This is a genomic window from Mesorhizobium sp. M1143 (assembly GCF_040318435.1).
Lineage (GTDB): Bacteria > Pseudomonadota > Alphaproteobacteria > Rhizobiales > Rhizobiaceae > Mesorhizobium.
This window is the reverse complement of sequence record NZ_JAMYMJ010000026.1, coordinates 57,071-79,228: the sequence shown is the minus strand read 5'-3', so window position 1 is coordinate 79,228 and position 22,158 is coordinate 57,071. Positions and strand designations below refer to the sequence as shown.

19 protein-coding genes are annotated in these 22,158 nt (G+C 63.3%); 9 read left to right on the top strand and 10 right to left on the bottom strand.

Annotation, left to right across the window (positions count from 1 at the left end; genetic code table 11):
• The first annotated feature begins 280 nt into the window (after positions 1-280).
• On the top strand, positions 281-991 hold the full coding sequence (locus NKH35_RS18605) for an RlmE family RNA methyltransferase (RefSeq protein WP_023694903.1): 711 nt from the start codon (positions 281-283) through the stop codon (positions 989-991).
• A gap of 216 nt (positions 992-1,207) precedes the next feature.
• Here NKH35_RS18605 and NKH35_RS18600 read toward each other — a convergent pair whose 3' ends face one another.
• Complete coding sequence (locus NKH35_RS18600; RefSeq protein WP_023743632.1) at positions 1,208-2,629, bottom strand: MFS transporter; 1,422 nt, start codon at positions 2,627-2,629, stop codon at positions 1,208-1,210.
• A gap of 120 nt (positions 2,630-2,749) precedes the next feature.
• Complete coding sequence (locus NKH35_RS18595) at positions 2,750-2,938, bottom strand: hypothetical protein (protein WP_352915762.1); 189 nt, start codon at positions 2,936-2,938, stop codon at positions 2,750-2,752.
• Positions 2,939-2,994: 56 nt separating this feature from the next.
• On the opposite strand from NKH35_RS18595, the gene guaB reads away from it, so the two are divergent.
• Genes guaB through NKH35_RS18580 form a run of 3 tightly spaced genes read left to right on the top strand, consistent with a single transcriptional unit; the run spans position 2,995 to position 5,528 of the window.
• Complete coding sequence (gene guaB, locus NKH35_RS18590) at positions 2,995-4,497, top strand: IMP dehydrogenase (protein WP_023709518.1); 1,503 nt, start codon at positions 2,995-2,997, stop codon at positions 4,495-4,497.
• Between the two features lie 19 nt (positions 4,498-4,516).
• Positions 4,517-5,086 (top strand): hypothetical protein, encoded by a 570-nt coding sequence (locus tag NKH35_RS18585; protein ID WP_023749016.1) that lies wholly within the window; start codon positions 4,517-4,519, stop codon positions 5,084-5,086.
• A gap of 22 nt (positions 5,087-5,108) precedes the next feature.
• Positions 5,109-5,528: an MAPEG family protein gene (locus NKH35_RS18580; RefSeq protein WP_023708784.1), complete on the top strand. Its 420-nt coding sequence runs from the start codon at positions 5,109-5,111 to the stop codon at positions 5,526-5,528.
• Positions 5,529-5,591: 63 nt separating this feature from the next.
• Here the strand turns inward: NKH35_RS18580 and rnd are convergent, their stop codons facing one another.
• The 3 genes from rnd to NKH35_RS18565 all read right to left on the bottom strand — a co-directional run bounded on the left by rnd (position 5,592) and on the right by NKH35_RS18565 (position 9,372).
• The gene (gene rnd, locus NKH35_RS18575; protein WP_023682426.1) at positions 5,592-6,743 is read right to left on the bottom strand and encodes a ribonuclease D; all 1,152 of its coding nucleotides are present in this window, start codon (positions 6,741-6,743) and stop codon (positions 5,592-5,594) included.
• Positions 6,744-6,817: 74 nt separating this feature from the next.
• Positions 6,818-8,062, bottom strand: coding sequence for an MFS transporter (locus tag NKH35_RS18570; RefSeq protein WP_023689528.1), 1,245 nt, complete (start codon positions 8,060-8,062; stop codon positions 6,818-6,820).
• Between the two features lie 104 nt (positions 8,063-8,166).
• Positions 8,167-9,372 carry an MFS transporter gene (locus NKH35_RS18565; RefSeq protein WP_352915759.1) on the bottom strand — a complete coding sequence of 402 codons (1,206 nt, stop codon included), beginning with the start codon at positions 9,370-9,372 and terminating at the stop codon, positions 8,167-8,169.
• Between the two features lie 112 nt (positions 9,373-9,484).
• On the opposite strand from NKH35_RS18565, the gene NKH35_RS18560 reads away from it, so the two are divergent.
• The gene (locus tag NKH35_RS18560) at positions 9,485-10,243 is read left to right on the top strand and encodes a DeoR/GlpR family DNA-binding transcription regulator (RefSeq protein ID WP_023752016.1); all 759 of its coding nucleotides are present in this window, start codon (positions 9,485-9,487) and stop codon (positions 10,241-10,243) included.
• Here the strand turns inward: NKH35_RS18560 and NKH35_RS18555 are convergent.
• The gene (locus tag NKH35_RS18555) at positions 10,240-10,659 is read right to left on the bottom strand and encodes a hypothetical protein (protein WP_023752015.1); all 420 of its coding nucleotides are present in this window, start codon (positions 10,657-10,659) and stop codon (positions 10,240-10,242) included. The genes NKH35_RS18560 and NKH35_RS18555 overlap by 4 nt on opposite strands.
• A 225-nt stretch (positions 10,660-10,884) precedes the next feature.
• On the opposite strand from NKH35_RS18555, the gene aspS reads away from it, so the two are divergent.
• On the top strand, positions 10,885-12,672 hold the full coding sequence (aspS, locus tag NKH35_RS18550) for an aspartate--tRNA ligase (RefSeq protein ID WP_023819607.1): 1,788 nt from the start codon (positions 10,885-10,887) through the stop codon (positions 12,670-12,672).
• Between the two features lie 230 nt (positions 12,673-12,902).
• Here the strand turns inward: aspS and NKH35_RS18545 are convergent, their stop codons facing one another.
• The gene (locus NKH35_RS18545) at positions 12,903-14,093 is read right to left on the bottom strand and encodes an aq_1923 C-terminal domain (RefSeq protein WP_352915757.1); all 1,191 of its coding nucleotides are present in this window, start codon (positions 14,091-14,093) and stop codon (positions 12,903-12,905) included.
• 404 nt (positions 14,094-14,497) lie between these two features.
• Between NKH35_RS18545 and parC the strand changes: the two genes are divergently transcribed.
• Positions 14,498-16,750 (top strand): DNA topoisomerase IV subunit A, encoded by a 2,253-nt coding sequence (parC, locus tag NKH35_RS18540; RefSeq protein WP_023694915.1) that lies wholly within the window; start codon positions 14,498-14,500, stop codon positions 16,748-16,750.
• Positions 16,751-16,985: 235 nt separating this feature from the next.
• Positions 16,986-18,200, top strand: coding sequence for an AI-2E family transporter (locus NKH35_RS18535; protein ID WP_023682419.1), 1,215 nt, complete (start codon positions 16,986-16,988; stop codon positions 18,198-18,200).
• Here the strand turns inward: NKH35_RS18535 and NKH35_RS18530 are convergent.
• The 3 genes from NKH35_RS18530 to NKH35_RS18520 all read right to left on the bottom strand — a co-directional run bounded on the left by NKH35_RS18530 (position 18,188) and on the right by NKH35_RS18520 (position 20,579).
• Positions 18,188-19,084, bottom strand: a complete 897-nt coding sequence (locus NKH35_RS18530; RefSeq protein ID WP_023826084.1) for a DMT family transporter — start codon at positions 19,082-19,084, stop codon at positions 18,188-18,190. The two genes, NKH35_RS18535 and NKH35_RS18530, sit on opposite strands and share 13 nt — an antisense overlap.
• A gap of 120 nt (positions 19,085-19,204) precedes the next feature.
• Positions 19,205-19,969: an arginyltransferase gene (locus tag NKH35_RS18525; protein WP_023682417.1), complete on the bottom strand. Its 765-nt coding sequence runs from the start codon at positions 19,967-19,969 to the stop codon at positions 19,205-19,207.
• A gap of 139 nt (positions 19,970-20,108) precedes the next feature.
• Complete coding sequence (locus NKH35_RS18520) at positions 20,109-20,579, bottom strand: RDD family protein (protein WP_023673020.1); 471 nt, start codon at positions 20,577-20,579, stop codon at positions 20,109-20,111.
• A gap of 190 nt (positions 20,580-20,769) precedes the next feature.
• Between NKH35_RS18520 and sthA the strand changes: the two genes are divergently transcribed.
• Entirely contained in the window at positions 20,770-22,158 is a 1,389-nt protein-coding gene (gene sthA, locus NKH35_RS18515; protein ID WP_023730842.1) for a Si-specific NAD(P)(+) transhydrogenase, read from the top strand.

The following is a 22,158-nucleotide window of genomic DNA, read 5'->3' as shown; positions in this document are numbered from 1 at the left end:
GGCGCGCCCACCGGGGGGGGGGGCGGAGCTTCAGCCGGTGGGGTTGGGCCCCCGCCCCCCCCCCCCCCCGCGCCGCTCCCCCCCACACCTCTCCCCCGATCGACGGGGTAGAGGAAGGGCGCGAACTTATGCAGACCGGCGCCTTTCCTCTCCCTCCGGAGGGGGGAGAGGTGGCGCCGCGAAGCGGCGACGGAGTGGGGGAAGCCCTTCGCGAAACGCGAAGCCGCCGAAAAACGGCGGCAACTCGGCCAGCGCAAAAACTCAAACAAGAAATAACGTCATGACCAAGAAGCCGGAAAAGCCGGGCTCCGCCAGCATTCGTGTCCTCAAGACGCGGATCAAGAAGAAGAGCGGCCTGAAGGAATCGTCGCGCCGCTGGCTGCAGCGCCACATCAATGATCCCTATGTCCAGCGCTCCAAGGCCGACGGCTATCGCTCGCGCGCGGCCTACAAGCTGATCGAGATCGATGACAAGCATCATCTGCTGAAACCCGGCATGAAGGTCATCGATCTCGGTGCGGCCCCCGGCGGCTGGTGCCAGGTGGCGGCCGCGAGGACGAAATCGACGGCTGATAATCCACATGTCATCGGCATCGACTATCTCGAAATGGATGCGGTGCCGGGTGCGCCGGTGCTGCTGATGGATTTCCTCGACCCGGAAGCGCCGCAAAAGCTCGCCGAGGCGCTGGGCGGCGACCCCGATATCGTGTTGTCCGACATGGCCGCGCCGACCACCGGCCACAAGCGAACCGACCACATCCGCACCATGCATCTGTGCGAGGTGGCCGCCGATTTCGCGCTGTCGGTGCTGAAGCCGGGCGGGCACTTTTTGGCCAAGACGTTTCAAGGCGGCGCCGAAAACGAGCTGCTGTCGATGCTCAAGAAGAACTTCCGCTCGGTGCACCACGTGAAGCCGCCGGCGTCGCGGGATGAGTCGGTGGAACTGTATTTGCTGGCGAAGGATTTTAAGGGCAGAGACGGCACGGCGTGAAAGACGCTTCGTAGCGTTCCGTCCCTCTGTCCTGCCGGACATCTCGCCCGCAAGGGGGGAGATTGGCAGCTGCGACCGTCTCGCCATTCCTTCAAAGTTGCAAGATTGGCGAAAGCCGCGTGATATCCGATCTCCCCCCTTGCGGGGGAGATGGCCGGCAGGCCAGAGGGGGGTGTGAAGGATCGCCGACGTCGACGATTTTCGTCGCGCCGCCCCTTACTTCCCAGCCGTGCTCACCGGCTCCAGCGTCTTCGGCGTCGTCAGCCGGCCGTGGCCCGACACCGCATTGCCGGCATCCGGTGCCAGCCGCATGAACGATACCGACGCCGCCGCTGACACTGCCGCCACGATGAAGAAGGCAATGTGGAAATCGCCGAGCATCAGCGGGCCGCCATGGATCGAGGTCGAGACTTCCAGGATGCCGCCGGCCAGCGCCACGCCGAGCGCGATCGACAACTGCTGGAACACCGCCGTGATCGGCGTTGCCTTGCTGGTGTCTTCAGCCGTCACCTCGGCATAGGAGAGCGCGTTGACGCCGGTGAAGAACATCGAGCGGATAAACCCGCCGACCAGCAATATCGCCAGCATCAGCGCGTAAGGCGTCTCCGGCGTGAACAGGCCGTAGATGGCGATCGATGCGGCCGCGATCAGCGAGCCCCAGATCAGCACCCGGCGGAAGCCGGCGAGCCGGAAGATCAGCGCGGTGACGAATTTCATGCCGATGGCGCCGATGGCCGAGACGAAGGTGATCATGCCCGACTGGAACGGCGTCAGCCCGAAGCCGATCTGGAACATCAGGGGCAACAGGAACGGCACCGCGCCGATGCCGATGCGAAACAGCGAGCCGCCGAGCACCGAGGAGCGGAACACCTGGTTGCGGAACAGTTCCAGCGCCAGCAGCGGGTTCTTGGCGCGCCGCGCATGCAGCAGATAGAGCACGCCGGAAATCAGCCCGACCGCCACGGTGATGAGGCCGGTCGCCGGCGGCAGATAGGGCAGGCTGACCACCGACAGGCCGAAGACGACGCCGGAGGCCGCCAGCCCGCTCAGCACGAAACCGACGAAATCGAGCGGCGGCGTCTCCATCGAGTCGGTTTGCGGCAGGAAGCGCGTCGCCAGCCAGATGCCGATCAGGCCGATCGGCACGTTGATCAGAAAGATCCAGTGCCAGGTGAAATAGGTGGTGATGAAGCCGCCGATCGGTGGTCCCACAAGCGGGCCGACCAGCGCCGGCACCGTGAGCCACGACATGGCGGCAACCAGCTCGCTCTTCGGCGTCGCGCGCACCAGCACCAGGCGGCCGACCGGCGTCATCATGGCGCCGCCTATGCCTTGCAGGAAGCGCGAGACGACAAAGGCCGGCAGCGAGTTGGAGACGGCGCAGCAGACCGAGCCGACGATGAACACGCCGATCGCGGCGCGAAAAATGGTCTTGGCGCCAAACCGGTCGGCCATCCAGCCGCTGATCGGAATGAAGATGGCCAGCGACACCAGATAGGCGGTCAGCGCCAGCTTGAGCGCGATCGGGCTGGTGTGGATGTCGACGGCGATCGCCGGCAGCGATGTCGCAATGACGGTCGAATCCATGTTTTCCATGAACAAGGCGACCGCCAGAATGAGCGGAATGATGCGGTTCAACGAACGCGTCCGAACTGGTCTAAATGTGCCTGCCGGCCAATCCAAACAATGAAAAGGCGGGCAAGCCGATACAAACGGGCGGTTATCACGCCTCAGGCGCGATGTCGCATTAATTTGCTGTCACTTTTGTGCGACCGTGGGTGGACAAGAGGGGTGCTGCGTTTCTGCACAAAAGATGAAACTGGCGAAAATCGACGCTCTCCTGGGCAGGTCCGCCGAATAGGAGATGACCGGCTTTTCATCGGCGCCGCGACGTGTTACCAGCCAGCGCCAATCCTGAAAGGGAAGAAACGAGTCGGCGCTGTCCATTTCGGTCCAGCGCTTTTTTGTATTCTCCCAGCGCTTTTCGTATCCGAGGACTGGCCATGGCAAAAATCATCGAAACGTCCACCGGCGCGCTGGCGCTGACCTTTGACGACGTGCTGTTGCAGCCCGGTCATTCCGAGGTCATGCCCGGTGAGACCGACATCCGCACCCGCATCGCCACCGACATCGACCTCAACGTGCCGATCCTGTCGGCCGCCATGGACACCGTCACCGAGGCGCGGCTCGCCATCGCCATGGCGCAGGCCGGCGGCATCGGCGTCATCCACCGCAATTTCTCGCCGGCCGAACAGGCCGAGCAGGTTCGCCAGGTCAAGAAGTTCGAATCGGGCATGGTCATCAATCCGGTCACCATCGGCCCCGACGCCACGCTCGCCGACGCGCTGGCGCTGATGCGCACCTATTCCATCTCGGGCATTCCGGTTGTCGAGAATGGCGGCACCGGCGGCCAGAAGATCGGCCGCCTGGTTGGTATCCTGACCAACCGCGACGTGCGCTTCGCCTCCGATCCGGGGCAGAAAGTCTACGAATTGATGACCCGTGAGAACCTGATCACGGTCAAGGAGAATGTCGACCAGGACGAGGCCAAGCGGCTGCTGCACCAGCACCGCATCGAAAAGCTCGTCGTCGTGGACAAGCAAGGCAATTGCGTCGGCCTGATCACCGTCAAGGACATCGAGAAGTCGCAACTCAACCCGCACGCCACCAAGGATGCGCAGGGGCGCCTGCGGGCGGCGGCAGCCACCAGCGTCGGCGATGACGGCTTCGAGCGCGCCGAGCGGTTGATCGATGCCGGTGTCGACCTCCTGGTCATCGACACCGCGCATGGCCATTCGCAGCGCGTGCTCGATGCGGTGACGCGGGCCAAGAAGCTTTCCAATTCCGTCCGCATCCTGGCCGGCAACGTCGCCACCGCCGAAGGCACGCAGGCGCTGATCGACGCCGGCGCCGATGCCGTCAAGGTCGGCATCGGCCCGGGCTCGATCTGCACCACGCGCATCGTCGCCGGTGTCGGCGTGCCGCAGCTTTCGGCGATCATGTCGGCGGTGGAGACGGCGCATAGATCAGGCGTGTCGGTCATCGCCGACGGCGGCATCAAATATTCGGGCGATCTGGCCAAGGCGCTTGCCGCCGGCGCCAGTGCGGCCATGATCGGTTCGCTGCTGGCCGGCACCGACGAAAGCCCGGGCGAGGTCTATCTGCATCAGGGCCGCTCCTTCAAGGCCTATCGCGGCATGGGCTCTGTCGGCGCCATGGCGCGCGGCTCGGCCGATCGCTACTTCCAGGCCGAGGTTCGCGACACGCTGAAACTGGTCCCGGAAGGCATTGAAGGGCAGGTGCCCTACAAGGGACCTGTGTCTGGCGTGCTGCACCAGCTTGCGGGCGGGCTAAAAGCCGCTATGGGTTATGTCGGTGGCCGCGACCTTGCCGATTTTCGCGAACGCGCCACCTTTGTGCGCATATCCAACGCCGGACTTCGTGAAAGCCACGCCCATGACGTCACGATTACCCGCGAAAGCCCGAACTATCCTGGCGGAGCCTGACCGGCAGCCAGAGCGGTACATGCTCTGGCGCCACCAGGCGACGATCGTGCTGCGGCTGGCGCGCCATGCCGGCGCGCTGTGCTTTGCCGCCGCGGCGGTTTTCATCATCATGACGCTGCTGGAATTCTTCTATTTCCGCCGGCTGAGCGGTGGCCTGCCGTCGCTCGACGTGCGCCTTGGCGGGTTCACGCCCGACGAGGGCATGGCCTGGCTGACGGCACTCGGCCGACGCGGCAGCGAGATCATCCTGGTCTGGCACTATTTGACTTTCGACCTTCTCTTCCCGGCGCTGCTGTCGCTGACCATGGTCAGCCTGATCCTGGCAACCGGGCGGCGGCTGAAGAATTTTCGTGCCATGCCGGTGCAGCTTCAGGCGCTGTTCGCGCTGGTCATCGTGCTGCCTTACACATGCGCCGACTACGCCCAGAACATTGCGGTGGCGCGGCTTCTGTCCGATGCGCTGTCGGCCAACCCGGATTCTCTGTCTTTCGCCTCGTCGCTGATCGTCACCAAATTCGCGCTGCTGGCGATCCCCGTCATCGTCATCGCGTTTTTGATCCTTGCCGCCCAGCGGCGTCCACAGGCATGAACGACAGAGCAGGGGCAACGCCATGAGCCAGACCGCGATTTTCTGGCCGATGCTGGCGCAGGTGTTGCTCGTCTATATCGTCTATGTCGTGATGGGCCGGCGCCGCTACGGCGCGGTCAAATCGGGCGAGGCCAAGGTCGGTCAATACAAGGTGCGCACGACCGAGCCCGGGTCGAGCGTCACGGTTGCCAACAATCTCATCAACCAGTTCGAACTGCCGGTGCTGTTCTATGTGCTGTGTCTGGCGCTGCACGCGACCAATGGCGTCAATTATCTGACCCTGGCCTTGATGTGGATTTTCGTGATTTCCCGCTATGGCCACGCCTGGGTCCACCTCACCAGCAACAATCTGCGGTTTCGCAGCTGCGCCTTCTACGTCGGCGCGATCATTCTCTTGCTGGCATGGATCTGGTTCGCGCTACACCTGCTCGGAGCGGTGTAGGGCAGTTGTTTACCCTCCCCCTTGTGGGGAGGGTCGCGCCGCGGAGCGGCGCGGGGTGGGGTTCTACAAATCGAACACCGCGATCTTGCGCTTGTCGAACTTGATGCCGATTTCGCCGCGCACCAGCTTCAGTGCGGCTTCGCCGAACACGGCGCGTCGCCAGCCCTGCAGGGCCGGCACGTCGGCATCCTCGCCCTCGGCGGCGATGCGGTCGATGTCGTCGCTGGACGCCAGCACTTTCGAGGCGACGCCTTCCTTCTCGGCGACGATCCGCAACAGAACCTTCAGCAGCTCGGAGGCGGCATTGGAGCCCTCGGGCGGCTGAAAGCTCTTGGGCAGCTTCGGCATCTCTTCGCGGGGCAAAGCGAGCGCCGTGTTGACCGCGCCAAGCAATGCGGTAGCCGTCGACGAACGCTCCCAGCCTTTCGGCGTCGTGCGCAGCTTGCCCAACGCTGCCGCATCGCGCGGCGCCTGCTGGGCGACCTCGTATATGGCGTCGTCCTTGAGCACCCGGCCGCGCGGCACGTCACGCTCGCGCGCCTCGCGTTCGCGCCATGCCGCCACCGTCTGCACGATCGCCAGCTCCTGCGGCTTGCGCAGCCGCATCTTCAGCCGCTTCCAAGCGTCTTCGGGGTGCGGATCGTAGGTCTCGCGCGAAGTCAGCACCTCCATTTCCTCGTTTAGCCAATGGGCGCGGTTTTCCCGCTCCAGTTCGGCGCTGAGATGCTTGTAGACGTCGATCAGATGGGTGACGTCGGCCAAGGCATAGTCGAGTTGCTTGTCCGACAGCGGTCGGTGGCGCCAGTCGGTGAAACGCGAGGATTTGTCGAGCCGTGCGCCGGTGATGCGCTGCACCAGCTGATCGTAGGAGACGCTGTCGCCGAAGCCGCAGACCATGGCCGCGACCTGGGTGTCGAACACCGGATGGGGCACCAGATCGCCGAGATGGACGATGATTTCAATGTCCTGGCGCGCGGCATGGAAAACCTTGACCACCGCCTCATTGGCCATCAGCCGGAAGAACGGGGCGAGGTTGATGTCGGGCGCCAGCGGGTCGATCAGCGCGGTGACGCCGGGCGCCGCCATCTGGATCAGGCACAGAATCGGCCAGAATGTCGTTTCGCGGATGAATTCGGTGTCGACGGTGACGAAATCCGACTTTTCAAAAGCGGCGAGAACGGACTCGAGCTCATTTTGGGTGGTGATGACGTGCATCAAATCGCTTTTAGTAACGGGTAAGGTTCTCTTTCAATTTCAGCCATGGGCGCTTTCGTCAAGCCGCCCTTCGGTCAAGTATCAGCCGATCCGTCGGAATCGCCATTTCTGCGCGCCAGCCGCGCGAAGACGGTTGATGTGCGCAGCAGCGCCGTGAAGCGGCTGCGCTTGCCCGCCGGCACGCTGCCGCGCACCTGCATGCGGTAGAGAATGACGGCGATGAGGGTGGCGTAGACGACTGCGCTGAAGACAAACAGGGCGCCCGGTCCGAAATGTTGCATCACTGCGGACGCCGCGAAGGGGCCACCAATGGCGCCGAAGGAATAGAACAGCATCAAGGCGGCGTTGATCAGCACGAACTCGCCCTTGTCGGCGCGGTCGTTGGAATGCGCCGCCGATAGCGAATAGAGCGGCATGGCGAAGCTGCCGAAGATGAAGACGATGATCAAATTGAGGGTCGGATCGGCGCCGGCGACGAAGACCAGCGCCAGCGCCGCGAACATGGCGCCGCATGTCGTGGCCAAAAGCACCGCGCGCCGATCCCAGCGGTCGGAGAGGTAGCCCAGCGGATACTGGATGAGGGCGCCGCCGAAGATGCCGACGCTGACGAAGGTGACGACATCGGCCACCGACATGCCGATCTGCTCGGCATAGACCGGCGACAGCGTGCGGAAGGCGCTGTTGGTGACGCCGACGCAGATGCAGCCGAAGCAGCCGAGCGGCGAAATCCGCCAGACGCGGGCGAGATCGAGCTTGACGTCTTCCGGCGGCGTCGGGTTGGAGCGGTCGCCGAGCGACACCGGAACCAGCGACAGCGTGATCATCATCGACATGATGGCGAAGATGGCAAAGCCGCCCGGGCCGAAGATCGGGATCAGGAACTGTGCGCCGGTCACCGAGCCGATATCGACCATGCGGTAGATGGCCAGCACGCGCGCACGATCCTTGTTTTCGACGCCGGAGTTCAGCCAGGCTTCCATCACGGTGAACAGGCCGGCAAAGCAGAAACCGCCGGCAAAGCGCACCGCGCACCACATCACCGGATCGATGATCAGCACCAGGAGCAGCGTACTGGCCGCGGCGATGGCGGCAAGCGCTGAAAACGTCCGGACATGGCCGACTGCCTTGAGGATGCGGGTGACTGCGAGGCAACCAAGCAGGAAGCCGGCGAAATAGAACGTGCCCATCAGGCCGATGTCGGAGGCCGAAAACCCTTCCTGCGCGCCGCGCAACGCGATCAGCGTGCCCTGCAGCCCGTTGCCGCCAAGCAGGATGCCGGCGGCGATGAGGAGCGGGATCAGCGGGCGGATGGAGGACATACGGAACCGTTGCTTAGGTGGCTCCACAGTTCTGAACCATCGGTGTGGCCAATGCCAGTGGCTTGTCCCGCCGCCAACAGGTGTGTGGCTTCAAGTGCGGCCGTTCAAGCTCCGTCGGCCCTCGCCAAAGCTTCGCTCGCCGGCGCAGGCTTGCCCCGGGCAGCCCTTCGGCCAAGCGAGCCGGCGGTCAGCAGGCTGAGCATGATGAACGGGATGCCGATACCGAAGGCCGAGCGGATGCCCCAATGGTCGGAGACGAAACCGAGCAGCGGCGGGCCGAGCAGGAAGGCGACGAAGGAAATCTGCGACAGCGCCGCGACATTGATCGTCGCGGAGCGGTCCGTCCGCTGGGCTGCCGCCGAGATCGCCAGCGGAAAGAGCACGCTGCTGCCGATGCCAAGTAGCGCAAAGCCCAGCATCGATACGAGCGGGGCAGGCGAGAAGAAGACGAGCAGCACGCCCACCGCCATCGTCGCCAGCAGCACCCGCGCCACGACGCTCGGCGAGTGGCGGTCGACAAAGGAGTCGGCAAAGAAGCGCGTGCTCGCTTGCGAGAATGCAAACAGCGCCACTGTGAAGCCGGCGACGAAAGGGCCCGCATCGAACACGGTGCGCATGTAGACTGCCGACCAGTCGATGCTGGCGCCTTCCATCAGCATCGCCGACAGCGTCACCGCGACGAGGACGAGGATAGGCAGCGTCGGCCGCGCCAGCCTTGGCGCCGTCTCGTCATTGCCGGCGAAGCGGCTCGGCGCCGGTTCGTAACCGCCGAGAAACAGCGCGATTCCTGTCGCCACCATCGGTACGACAATCGCCAGGTGCAGTTGCGGCGATATGCCGAGATGCGCAAGCGCGGCGCCGAACAGGCCGGCGCCGAAAAAGCCAATACTCCAGAACGAATGCGCCCGGTTCATGATCCGGCGCTTGAGCAGGAATTCGGTTCTGTCGGCCTCGACATTGAGAATGATCTCGACGCTGCCGATCATCAGGCCGACCGGAAACAGCATCAGGAACAGCGCAAGCGGCCCAGGCGCATGCACGGCAATGGCAAAGACAACCGACAAAAGCGGCACCAGCCCGAGCAGCGCGCGGCGGAAGCCGACGCGCGCCAAGATCGGCGCCGCCAGCGTCAGCGCGGTCAAGGTGCCGATTGGCGTCCCGATCAGGCTTAGCCCGAGCGTGCCGTCCCCGATGCCCATGGCGTGCTTGATGTCGGGCAGCCGCGGGAAGATTTGGCCCATGGCGAACGAATAGATCGCAAAGCCGGCGTAGACCCGGTGTTGCGGAGCGAGGCGGAGGCCAAAGGTCATGAAGATGCTTTCAAGGCAAGAGAGTCGACGGTTGTCACTGTTTGACATGCCTACATCTTGCACAAACATGCAAATCGTGCAAGAACGTGCATGAAGAAAACAGGATCATGCAATGCTGACCGATGAGCGGCATCAAATTATTCGCGATCGCCTGGCCGTCGAGGGAAGGGTGCTGGCCGGCGAGCTGGCAGGCCGCTTCGGCGTTTCGGAAGACACGGTTCGCCGCGACCTCAGGGAGTTGGCCAAGGCCGGGCAGTGCCGCCGCGTCTATGGCGGCGCGGTCGCGGCCGCACCCTTCGCCGCCACGCCGGTCGGCCTGCGCGCCGGCCATGCGGTCGAAGAAAAGACGCGGCTGGCCCGCGCGATCGTGGCATTGCTTTCGCCCGGACAGACCCTGTTCATCGACAGCGGCTCGACCAATGCCGCGATCGCCAGGGCCATTCCGCGCGACCTCGAACTGACCGTCGCCACCAATTCGCTCGAAATTGCCGCTGTCTTGTCAAACCACGCTTTGATCGAGCTGATTGTGCTGGGCGGCCGGTTCGACCGTCATCTCGGCGCCTGCGTCGGCGCCGACACGCTTGCCGCCGTCGCGCAGCTTGGGGCGGACCTGTTTGTTCTCGGCTCCTGCGGCCTCGATGCCTCACGCGGCGTGACGGCCTTCGATTCGGCGGAGGCCGAGGTAAAGCGTGCCATGGCCAAGAACAGCGCAGGCATCGTCATCGCCGTCACCAATGACAAGCTGGCCACAGCCGCACCCTACCGGGTCGCCAGGCCAGAGGCGATCCGCCATCTTGTGGTCGAAAAGACCGCGCCGGCCGCGATCCTCGCCGACTTCGAGCGTCAGGGCGCTGAAATCCATTTGGCTTAAACGGAGCTCGGCGCGCGGGCAGTCCGGGACGCAGCATGGGCGACGAACACTTCGACATCTTCCTTTGAATAGCCGAGAAGGGCTCCTTCAAGCCTCGCCAGATCATTCGATGTGAAGATGTCAAAGGCCTCTCCGCTGCGGCACATTCTGGAGATCAACAAGCTCAGTTTGCAGCGCCATTCTTCTGTCGGCAGGCAGTAGCAGCGCTCTTCCACTGAGGTTTTAGGAACAATCTGGGTGAACTTCAGGATGCGACCTTCGTCGACAAACGGTGCAAAACCTGCATCGCCAATATCATCGGCGTCCATACCCGGTTCCGCCCCGAATAGGGCCATTGGCTTGTCGCCTTGAAGCATCAGTTCCAATTCGCGGCCATTATGCGGCCCGACACCCGGCGGTACTGTGCGTTTTGGCATGAAGTATCTCCAGATCGCCTGATGACGGCACTGTCGCGAGAAACACTTCTGGCGGCAATGCGCCAAGCCTGTCAAAGACTTCAATGCTGACGATCGCATAGAGCGGCGACCCAAACCCGGCTTGCCTTGACAAATCGGGCCTCCCATGCGCTTTTCGCGCAAATTTTGGACCGGGCTTTGATGCTTCGGCCCGCAACCAGAACACCCCGGAATTTTGACATGACAATGCATCGTTACCGCAGCCATACCTGTGCCCAGTTGAGAAAGAGCGATGTCGGCTCGACCGTTCGCCTGTCGGGCTGGGTGCATCGCGTGCGCGACCATGGCGGCCTGCTGTTCATCGATCTGCGCGACCATTACGGCCTGACCCAGATCGTCGCCGATCCGGATTCGCCCGCCTTCAAGGTGGCCGAGACGCTGCGTGGCGAATGGGTGATCCGCGTCGACGGCGAGGTCAAGGCGCGCCTGCCCGACACCACCAACGCCAACCTGCCGACCGGCGAGATCGAGATCTTTGCCCGCGAGATCGAGGTGCTGTCGGCAGCCAAGGAATTGCCGCTGCCGGTGTTCGGCGAGCCCGACTATCCCGAAGACATCCGCCTGAAGTATCGCTTCCTCGACCTGCGCCGCGAGACGCTGCACAGGAACATCGTGGCGCGCACGAAAATCATCGCCGAGATGCGCAAGCGCATGACCGATGTCGGCTTCACCGAATTCTCGACGCCGATCCTGACGGCCTCGTCGCCGGAAGGCGCGCGCGACTTCCTGGTGCCGTCGCGGATCCATCCCGGCACCTTCTACGCGCTGCCGCAGGCGCCGCAGCAGTACAAGCAGCTGATCATGGTTTCGGGCTTCGACCGCTATTTCCAGATCGCGCCCTGCTTCCGCGACGAGGACCCGCGCGCCGACCGCCTGCCCGGCGAATTCTACCAGCTCGACCTCGAGATGAGCTTCGTCGAGCAGGACGACGTGCTGTCGACCATGGAACCGGTGATGCGCGGCGTCTTCGAGACTTTCGCCAACGGCAAGCCGGTGACGCAGACATTCCAGCGCATCCCGTACGATGTCGCGATGCGCAAATACGGCTCCGACAAGCCGGACCTGCGCAACCCGATCGAGATGCAGGCCGTCTCCGACCATTTCCGCGATTCCGGCTTCAAGGTCTTCGCCAACATCCTGGCCAACGATCCGAAGGCCGAAGTGTGGGGCATTCCGGCCAAGACCGGCGGCAGCCGCGCCTTCTGCGACCGCATGAACTCGTGGGCGCAGGGCGAGGGCCAGCCGGGACTGGGTTACATCTTCTGGCGCAAGGAAGGCGACAAGCTTGAAGGCGCCGGTCCATTGGCCAAGAACATCGGCGAGGAGCGCACCGAGGCGATCCGTCAGCAGCTTGGCCTTGCCGATGGCGACGCCGCCTTCTTTGTCGCCGGCGATCCGAAGAAGTTCGTCACCTTCGCAGGCGCCGCACGCACGCGCGCCGGCGAGGAGCTGAACCTTGTCGACCGCGAGCGTTTTGAACTGTGCTGGATTATCGACTTCCCCTTCTATGAATGGGACGAGGAGGCGAAAGCGATCGATTTTGCCCACAACCCGTTCTCGATGCCGCAAGGTGGTATGGAAGCTCTGACGACCAAGGATCCGCTGGAAATCAAGGCCTTCCAGTACGACATGGTTTGCAACGGCTTCGAGATCGCCTCAGGCGGCATCCGCAACCATCTGCCCGAAACCATGGTCAAGGCATTCGAGATACGCGGCCTCGACCGCCAGACCGTCGAGGAGCGTTTTGGCGGCCTCTATCGCGCCTTCCAGTATGGCGCGCCGCCGCATGGCGGCATGGCGGCCGGCGTCGACCGCGTGGTCATGCTGCTGGTCGGCGCCAAGAACCTGCGAGAGATCACCATGTTCCCGATGAACCAGCAGGCCTACGATTTGTTGATGAACGCGCCCTCGGAGGCGTCGCCGCAGCAGTTGCGTGATCTGTCGCTGCGTGTCGCGGCAGTGAAGAAGGACTGACGGCAGCGTTGCAACTGCCCTTTCTCCCCGTCTCTATTCGGGGAGAAATGTCCGGCAGGACAATGAGGGGCAGCACGCATGCAGGCGATTGACGAACGGCCTTAGCAGTTGGCGCCTTCTGACAATCGGTTCAGCATCGAACTACAATTTGCAGGCGTTGGCGCCGCCCCTCATCTGCCTGCCGGCACCTTCTCCCCGTATAGTGACGGGGAGAAGGGAGCGAACTTCGATCAGTCTTCGTTGGCCTTGACATGGACGCCGAGCGTCTTGGTCAGGTCGGCCGGGTTGGACATGGCACCGGCCATGATCAGCGCGAACGGCACCGCTGCCGGCGGCTCGGCCGAAATCTCGAGGCTCTTTGGATCGTCGAGGTATTTGCTCACCGCCGCCGTCACTTCGGCGGTCAGTTCGGGATTGTTGAGCTGTGCCATGCCGAACGGCACGATCGCCTTGGCCTGGTTGGCGATGTCCTTGCCCGACATGCCCTGCTGCTTGCCGACATATTCAAGCACCTTGCCGGTGAGCGAATCGTCGTCGAAGCGGATCGAGGCGCTGTTGAAGGAGAGCTGCTGCAACAGGCCGAGCAGGGCCATGCCTTGCGCCGAATTGTCGGCGCCTTCGGGCTGCGCCGCCATCTTCTTCTGCATCTCCTGCAGCGACTTGACGAAGTCGACCGTGTAGCCGCCGAGGCCGAAGGTCATGCCGAGCGTGCCGGCATTCTCGACCGAGATGTCGTATTTCGATAGGTCCATCTTGCCGTCGCTCGGCTGCCAGGTGCCGCCGATTTCGATATTGCCCGAGATGTTCTGGTAGCCGAGGGCCTCGATGGCTTCCTTGGATTTCGCATCGTCGACCAGGGTAAGGTCGGCGTTGAACTTTTCCGTGGTGGCGGAAAACTCCATCGCCTTGCCGTCGGCCGGCGGCGTGATCTGGACAGCAAGCCCATCCACCGAGAAGGCGGCCTTGTCGGCAACCTTGACCGTCAGGTTTTCGAGTTCGGCCGACTTGTAGATCATCATCGAGCCGAGCGGGCCTGTAGCGCCCTCAGCCGGGATGTTGGCGTCGTGGATGACGAAGGGGGTGAGGTTGAGCGTGACGCCGTCCTTGCTGTGCTCTAAGGCCGAAGTCGTGATGGTCGCGACATCGAAGCCGCCATTGGCTTCGGTCACGCCCTCGAGCTTGACGTCACCGATCGGCAGCGCCTCCTTTTCGGCCGCCGGTTTGACCGACACGCCCTGCAGCACCATGCTGGAATTGTCGCCGGTAACGCCGGTCCAGGTGATATCGACGCCCTGGACGGCAAGTGCGGCCTTCAGTCGGTCGGCAACCGCCGTGTCTTGCGCAAAGGCGGCATTCAGCGGCAGCGTCAGCAAAAAGGTCGAAAAAGCAAGTTTCTTGAGTGTCGAGCGTTGGATTGTCATCGCGAGTTCCCTGAGAGAGTCCTGAAAAAAGTGTTTTCTCAATTCTACGCCATCACCATTCCGTGACGAACTGGACGGGAAAAAGGCGCTTTCCCGCAGATTTGTCGAAAATCACGGCGAAAGGCAAATCGGAGCGGGAGCCTTCGCCCGATGCGGTGAATATGTCATGAAGGTCGGGCTCCCCTGCGTACCGTCTCCTGCCTAGAGAGGGCGTGTAACAGATTGATGTTGGTTGGCAACAGCACTGCTACCGTTGCTGTTGCACAGGGACGGCAAGGGGGAACATGAAGTCCGTCACATCCATTGTCGGACCTTGAGCCGCCCTCGTAAGCCCAAAGGCTGCAAAGTGCGGATTTCCGCAGCCCCGCCTTGCCGCGAATCACCCGCTCGGCTAGTCCAGCCGCATGGGAAAAAGGATTTTGCCGCCTGAAAATGGCGGCGGTGACCACATCGAACCGGTCGATCTGAAGAAGGCGCTGGAAGAGCGCTATCTCGCCTATGCGCTCTCGACCATCATGCACCGGGCGCTGCCTGACGTGCGCGACGGGCTGAAGCCTGTGCATCGCCGCATCATGCATGCGATGCGGCTGCTCAGGCTCAACCCCGACCAGGGCTTTGCCAAATGTGCCCGCATCGTCGGCGACGTGATGGGCAAGTTCCATCCGCATGGCGACCAGTCGATCTACGACGCGCTGGTGCGCCTGGCGCAGGATTTCTCCATGCGCTATCCCCTCGTCGACGGGCAGGGCAATTTCGGCAATATCGACGGCGATAACGCCGCCGCCATGCGCTATACCGAGGCGCGCATGACCGAGGTGGCGAGCGATTTGCTTGCCGGCATCACCGAGGACGCCGTCGATTTCCGGCCAACCTACAATGAGGAGGACGAGGAGCCCGTAGTGCTTCCCGGCGCCTTCCCGAATCTGCTCGCCAACGGTTCCTCCGGCATTGCGGTCGGCATGGCCACGTCCATCCCGCCGCACAATGCCGCCGAGCTTTGCAACGCGGCGCTGCAGTTGATCGAGCAGCCGGACGCGCCCGTGACAAAGCTGATGGAGTTCGTCCAGGGGCCGGATTTCCCGACCGGCGGCATCATCGTCGACAGCCGCGCATCCATCCTGGAGGCCTATGAGACCGGCCGCGGCGGTTTTCGCGTGCGCGCCAAATGGGGCCAGGAGGATCAGGGCAGGGGCACCTGGAGCATCGTCGTCACTGAAATCCCCTACGGCATCCAGAAGGCCAGGCTGATCGAAAAGATCGCCGAGCTTTTGATCGCGCGCAAATTGCCGCTGCTCGAGGATGTCAGGGATGAAAGCGCCGAGGACGTCCGCATTGTGCTCGTGCCGAAGAGCCGTTCGGTCGATCCCGGCATTCTGATGGAATCGCTGTTCAAGCTGACCGAACTTGAAAGCCGGTTTCCCCTCAACATGAACGTTTTGTCGCGCGGCAAGGTGCCTAACGTCCTGTCGCTGAAGGGCGTGCTGAAGGAGTGGCTCGACCATCGGCGCGATGTGCTGATCCGCCGCTCGAAGCATCGGCTTGGCGAGATCGAGAAGCGGCTGGAAATCCTTGCCGGCTACCTGATCGCCTATCTCAACATCGACGAGGTCATCAGGATCATCCGCGAGGAGGATGAGCCCAAGCAGGTGATGATGGCCCGTTGGTCGCTCACCGACACCCAGGCCGAAGCCATCCTCAACATGCGGCTGCGGGCCCTGCGCAAGCTGGAAGAGTTCGAGATCCGCAAGGAGTTCGACGGTCTCACCACCGAGAAGAAGCAGATCGAGGCATTGCTCGCATCCGACGCCAAGCAATGGTCGACGATCAAATGGGAAGTCACGCAGGTTCGCGACAAGTTCGGCCCCGAGACCGAACTCGGCAAGCGCCGCACCCAGTTCGCCGACGCGCCGGAGCATGATCTGACCGACATTGCGCACGCCATGATCGAGCGCGAGCCGGTCACCGTGGTGGTCTCGGAAAAGGGCTGGCTGCGGGCGATGAAAGGCCATCTGGCCGACCATTCCACGCTCACCTTCAAGGAAGGCGACAGCCTCAAGCTCGCCTTCCATGCCCAGACCACCGACAAGATCCTGGTCTTCACCACCGGCGGAAAATTCTACACCATCGGCGCCGACCGGCTGCCGGGCGGCCGCGGCCATGGCGAACCGATCCGCATCATCGTCGACATGGACAACGACCAGGACATCGTCACCGCCTTCGTCCACGACCCGAAGCGCAAGCTGCTGCTCGTCTCCTACGATGCCAATGGTTTCGTCGTGCCGGAGGAGGAGGTCGTCGCCAACACCCGAAAGGGCAAGCAGGTGATGAACGTCAAGGCGCCCGACGAGGCCAAGGCCTGCGTCCCGGTGTCAGGCGATCATCTCGCAATTGTCGGCGAGAACCGCAAGATGCTGGTGTTTGCGCTCTCCGAAATTCCCGAGATGGGCCGCGGCAAGGGCGTTCGCCTGCAGAAATACAAGGATGGCGGTCTGCTCGACCTGAAACCCTTCACGCTGGCGAGCGGCCTGTCCTGGCAGGATTCCGCCGACCGCACCTTCGTCAGGTCGCGCGAGGAGCTGGCGGAATGGATCGGCGCGAGAGCGTCGGCCGGTCGCATGGTGCCGAAGGGATTCCCGCGGACGGGGAAATTTGGGTAGGGATCTCCCCCCTCGAGGGGGAGATGTCGCCGAAGGCGACAGAGGGGGTCGGTACGTCCTGACACGACACCCTTTCGCTGGCAGAGAAGGCTGGCGCTTCATGCGCGGCGACCCCCTCTGGCCTGCCGGCCATCTCCCCCTCAAGGGGGGAGATCCCAAGGCATTTGGACTATCGTCACTATTGCGGCACTATAACAGTGCATAAACGCTGTGTAGGCTGGGGAGAATTGACCGTTTGAAGGAAGCGAAGATCCAGAAGCCGGAACGTCAGCAGCGCCTGTTCGGCCTGTCGACACCGTTGCGATCCGCCGTCATTCCGCCGCTGTCGGCTGCGCGCTGGCTGTTGGTGCTGATCGTCGCCGCCGGCGTCTATTTCTTCCACGGGTTCCTGTTTCCCGTGCTGGCAGCCCTCGTCATTGCTTTTGCCAGCTGGCCCCTCTACCGCCGGCTGCTTGCCGGTGTCGGCGGTAACCGCACCGTCGCCGCGACGCTCGCCATCCTGTTCATCCTCGCCTTCCTGGTGGTGCCGATAGCGCTCGCCGGCACCTACGCCATCAACGAGGTCCGCGAATGGGTGGGCTGGGCGATCGAGACCAACAGGCACGGCGCGGTCACACCGCACTGGATCACCTCGCTGCCTGTCGTCGGCGAGTGGCTGAACGAACAGTGGATCGACAATTTCGGCCATCCCGGCGGCATCGGCGAGCTGATCCAGCTGGTCAGCGGCGCCAATATCGGCAGCATCTATCGCGGCGTGCTGGCTGCCGGCGGCAGCGCCTTCGGCCTGTTGCTGACGCTGCTGTTCATGATGATCGCGCTGTTCTTCGCCTACCGCGACGGCGAACACTTTGCCAGCCAGATCGACCGGCTCGGCGAACGCATCCTGCCGACGCGCTGGGAGCGGATTTCGCGCGTCGTGCCGGCGACCATTTCCTCGACCGTTACCGGAATGACCGTGATCGCCATCGGCGAGGGGCTGGTGCTGGGCATCGCCTACTGGCTGGCCGGGGTGCCCTCGCCGGTGACGCTCGGCGCGCTCACCGGCGTCATGGCGCTGATCCCCGGTGGCGCGCCGCTGTCGTTTACGCTGGTATCGATCTACCTCGCCGCCAGCGGCTCGCCGATGGCGGGTCTGGCGCTGTTCATCTGGGGCGCGGTGGAACTGTTCATCGTCGACAAGACCTTGCGCCCGAAGCTGGTCGGCGGACCGATCAAATTGCCCTTCCTGCCCACCTTTTTCGGCCTGATCGGCGGCGTCAAGACGATGGGCTTTCTCGGCCTGTTCATCGGCCCCGTGCTGATGGCACTGCTGGTGGCGATATGGCGCGAATGGCTGCGCGAGGTGGAACTGGCCGAAGACACAGTTCCCGACGCGGCGGCCGAGCTCGAAGGCGGGCCGCCGCAGATCGAGATTGTCGCCGGCCCGGCGAAGAAAAGTCAGGCTGGGTAAGCGACGGCGAGCGCTGCCCGGCGCTTGCGCCCTTCACGCAACTGCCACAGGGAATGGGCAACCAGCGTGACGATCAGGATCACGCCGCCGATCAAGCTGTTGCGCGACGGCGTCTCGGCAAAGATCATCCATATCCAGACCGGCGCCAGAACCGTTTCCAGGAGATAGAACATCGCCACTTCCGGGCCTGAAATGTATTTCGGCCCGTTGGCGAGGCAGAAGAAGGCGAACGGCATGATGACGGCGCCGTTGAAAACGATCCACCATGGCGCCTCCACCTGAAAACCGGTCTTGGAGACCATGAGCGCCGCCAGCCCGAACGGCAGCAGGACGCCGGTCAGCGCGGTGAATCCCATATCCCTGCCGCTGGCGCGTGAAACGGTGATGGCGCAGGCAATCGCCAAGGCCGAACACAGCGCCATCACATCGCCGAACAGATATCCCGTGCCGACGGAATCGCCGACGATGATCGCGATGCCGACGATCATCAGCGCCATTGCCGCAAGCGTCAGCGGCTGCGGTCGCTCCTTCAGAAACAGCCACGACAGCAGCGCCGAGAACATGGTGGAGAAGGCCAGGATGAAAACCAGATTGGCGGTCGAGGTGTTGTAGACGGCAGTGATGAAGGCGATTGCGCCGAGCCCGTAGAGTGTGGCGACCACGAGCCCCGACCAGCCGGGTATCAGCTGCGGAGCATTCTTGCTGAACGAGCGCCAGATGGCCCATACGATCAGCCCTGCCACGAAGGTGCAGCCGGTGCGCAGCAAAAGGATCGTCCAGGCTTCGCCATGGGCGAGCCGGATCAGGGGAATGTCGATGGTCAGCGCCAGCCCGCCAAGCGCGGTGAGCAGGAGTCCTTTGGTGTGGGCATTGTGAGAGGACATGCAACGGCTTTCGCAATGATTTGAGCAGATGCCGGTCGGCGCAATCGCCCCGCCAACGGGCGGAAGACCAGCATCGTCTCGGCTGAAAATGTTTAGATCAGGATCTGGTAAGAAGAAAAATCAGCGCGTGACCGCTTCGTGGTCGTAGCGTTCCCAGCCCTTCGGGCCGAGATGCTCCTGCGGCATGAAGCGCATTTTATAGTTCATCTTGCGCGAGCCGTTGACCCAGTAGCCGAGATAGACATGGGGCAAGCCCATGGCACGGGCGCGGGCGATATGGTCGAGGATCATGAAGGTGCCGAGCGAACGGTCCTCGAACTCGGGATTGAAGTAGGAATAGACCATCGACAGGCCATCGGCCATCTTGTCGGTCAGCGCCACGGCGATCAGCTCGCCCTGGCCCTTGCCGGTGATGAATGTGTCGGGGCCGCGGCGCCGGTATTCGATCACCTTGGTGTCGACATGGGTATCCTCGACCATCATGGCGTAGTCGAGCACCGTCATGTCGGACATGCCGCCGCGGCGATGGCGAGCGTCGAGATAGCCGCGAAACAGCGAATACTGCTCGGTCGACGGCTGCGCGTCGTGCATGGCGCCGATCAGATCGGAATTGCGCTGGATCACCCGCTTCATGTTGCGGCTGGCGGTGAACTCCTGCGCCAGGATACGCACCGAGACGCAGGCGCGGCAGGTCTCGCAGGCGGGACGGTAAGCGATGTTCTGCGAGCGCCGGAAACCGCCTTGCGTCAACAGATCGTTCATCTCCGGCGCCTTGTCGCCGACCAGATGCGTGAACACCTTGCGTTCGAACTGGCCCTCGAGATACGGGCACGGCGATGGCGCGGTCAGGAAGAACTGCGGCGACTGGGTCGGATGGTGCGTCATCGAACCTTGGGAACACTCCTGCGAATCGCTCTACCTTTGGCTTGGCTGGCGAAAAATTCAACAGGATTGTGAAGGCGGGGTTGAACGGACCCCTTCACATTTGCGCACAAATGCCTGTTGGCGTCGGTTGAACGCCGGTTCAACGGTCGCTGCGGCTGACGACGGTGCCAAGCAGCAGGTCGTGCAGTGTGCGCTTGCGATCGGAAAACAGCGTCACCAGGAGGACGAGCGGCGTCAGGATGACCGTGCTCGCCCAGAACAGCACCGAATGGACAACGGCGGTGAGGCCGTCGATACGGCTGCCGTCGAGACGATCGAGCCGAATGCCCATCATCTTCATGCCTGATGTGGCCTGGTTGCGACCGCCCAGCGTGTTCCAGATGTAGAGAATGGCGACCGCCGGCACGAGGATGGAATACAGCGCCCAGCCAAGACCGAATGTCAAAAGGCCAAGCACGGCCACCAGGATCGCGAACGGAATGGTGAGCAGCGCCACGATGCAATAGTCGATGATGAAGGCCAGGATGCGCCGCGTGCGCACACCGTCATAGGCCCTGACGTCGTCGAGCCTGCTGGTGATGATTTCGCCGTCAAGTACGCGCGCGTTCATGTCATGTCCTCGTAACAGGCGCCACGCTAGGGTGCGCCGCCACTGAAATGGTGAAGACCGCGGGCGGAATCAAGATCGGTTCGTCCATCGGTCCGGCTCGGCAGTGTGACGAGGTTGAGCCGATTGAATTTGGTGGACGGATGGCGTTAGCTTGCTGCGGCGCAACAAGACGCCGAGGGGACGGGGTTACATGGATTACGACATGCTGGTCATCGGCAGCGGCCCTTCCGGGCGCCGCGCCGCGGTGCAATCGGCCAAGCTCGGCAAATCGGTGCTGGTGGTCGACAGGGGCCGGCGCCTCGGCGGCGTCTCGGTGCACACCGGCACCATCCCGTCGAAGACGCTGCGCGAGACGGTGCTGAACCTGTCCGGCTGGCGCGAGCGGGGCTTTTACGGCCGCGGCTACCGGGTCAAGCAGGACATCTCCATCGCCGACCTGGTCGAGCGGCTGCACAAGACGCTCGACCACGAGGTCGAGGTGCTGCAGCACCAGTTTATGCGCAACGCCGTCAAAAGCGTGCGCGCCATGGCGAAATTCGTCGGCCGAAACAAGGTCAGCCTGACGGCAGACAATGGCGACTACTCGGAGGTTGGTTTCACCAATGCCCTGATCGCGGTCGGCACCAGGCCGCACCGGCCGCGCGACGTGCCTTTCGACAAGATCCGCGTCTTCGACAGCGATGAGATGCTGGAACTCGACCATCTGCCGCGCACGCTGACGGTGATCGGCGCCGGCGTCATCGGCGTTGAATATGCGACGATCTTTTCGGCGCTCGACGTGCCGGTGACGCTGGTGGAGCCGCGCAACACCATCCTCGATTTCGTCGACCGCGAGATCGTCGACGACTTCATCCACCAGATGCGCGACCGCGGCATGACCATTCGCCTCGGCAGTACGGTCAAGGAAATCGTCTCAAAACCCGACTATGCCGAAGTGACGCTCGCCGATGGCCGCACCATCCGCTCCGAGATCGTGCTTTACGCCGCCGGCCGCAGCGGCAATCTCGGCAGCCTCGGCCTCGACGTGGTCGGCATCGAGGCCGATTCCCGGGGCCGCATCAAGGTCGATCCGCAGACCTTCCAGACCAGTGCGCCCAACATCTATGCCACCGGCGACGTCATCGGTTTCCCCAGCCTTGCCTCGACATCGATGGAGCAGGGCAGGGTGGCCGCCTGCCACGCCTTCGGCGTGCAACTGCCACCGCCGCCGGAAACCTTCCCCTATGGCATCTACGCCGTGCCGGAAATCTCCACCGTTGGTCAGTCGGAGGAGCAGGTGCGCGAGAGCGGCGCTGCTTATGAAGTCGGTCTGGCGCGGTTCCGCGAAACCTCGCGCGGCCACATAATGGGCGTCAACTCCGGCTTTCTGAAACTGCTGTTCTCGGTCGAAACGCGCCGCCTGCTCGGCGCCCACATCGTCGGCGAAGGCGCCACCGAACTGATCCATATCGGCCAGGCGGTGATCAACCTCGGCGGCACGGTTGATTTCTTCGTCAACAACACCTTCAACTATCCGACGCTGGCCGAAGCCTACAAGATCGCCGGGCTCGATGCCTGGAACCGGATGGGACAGGGCTAG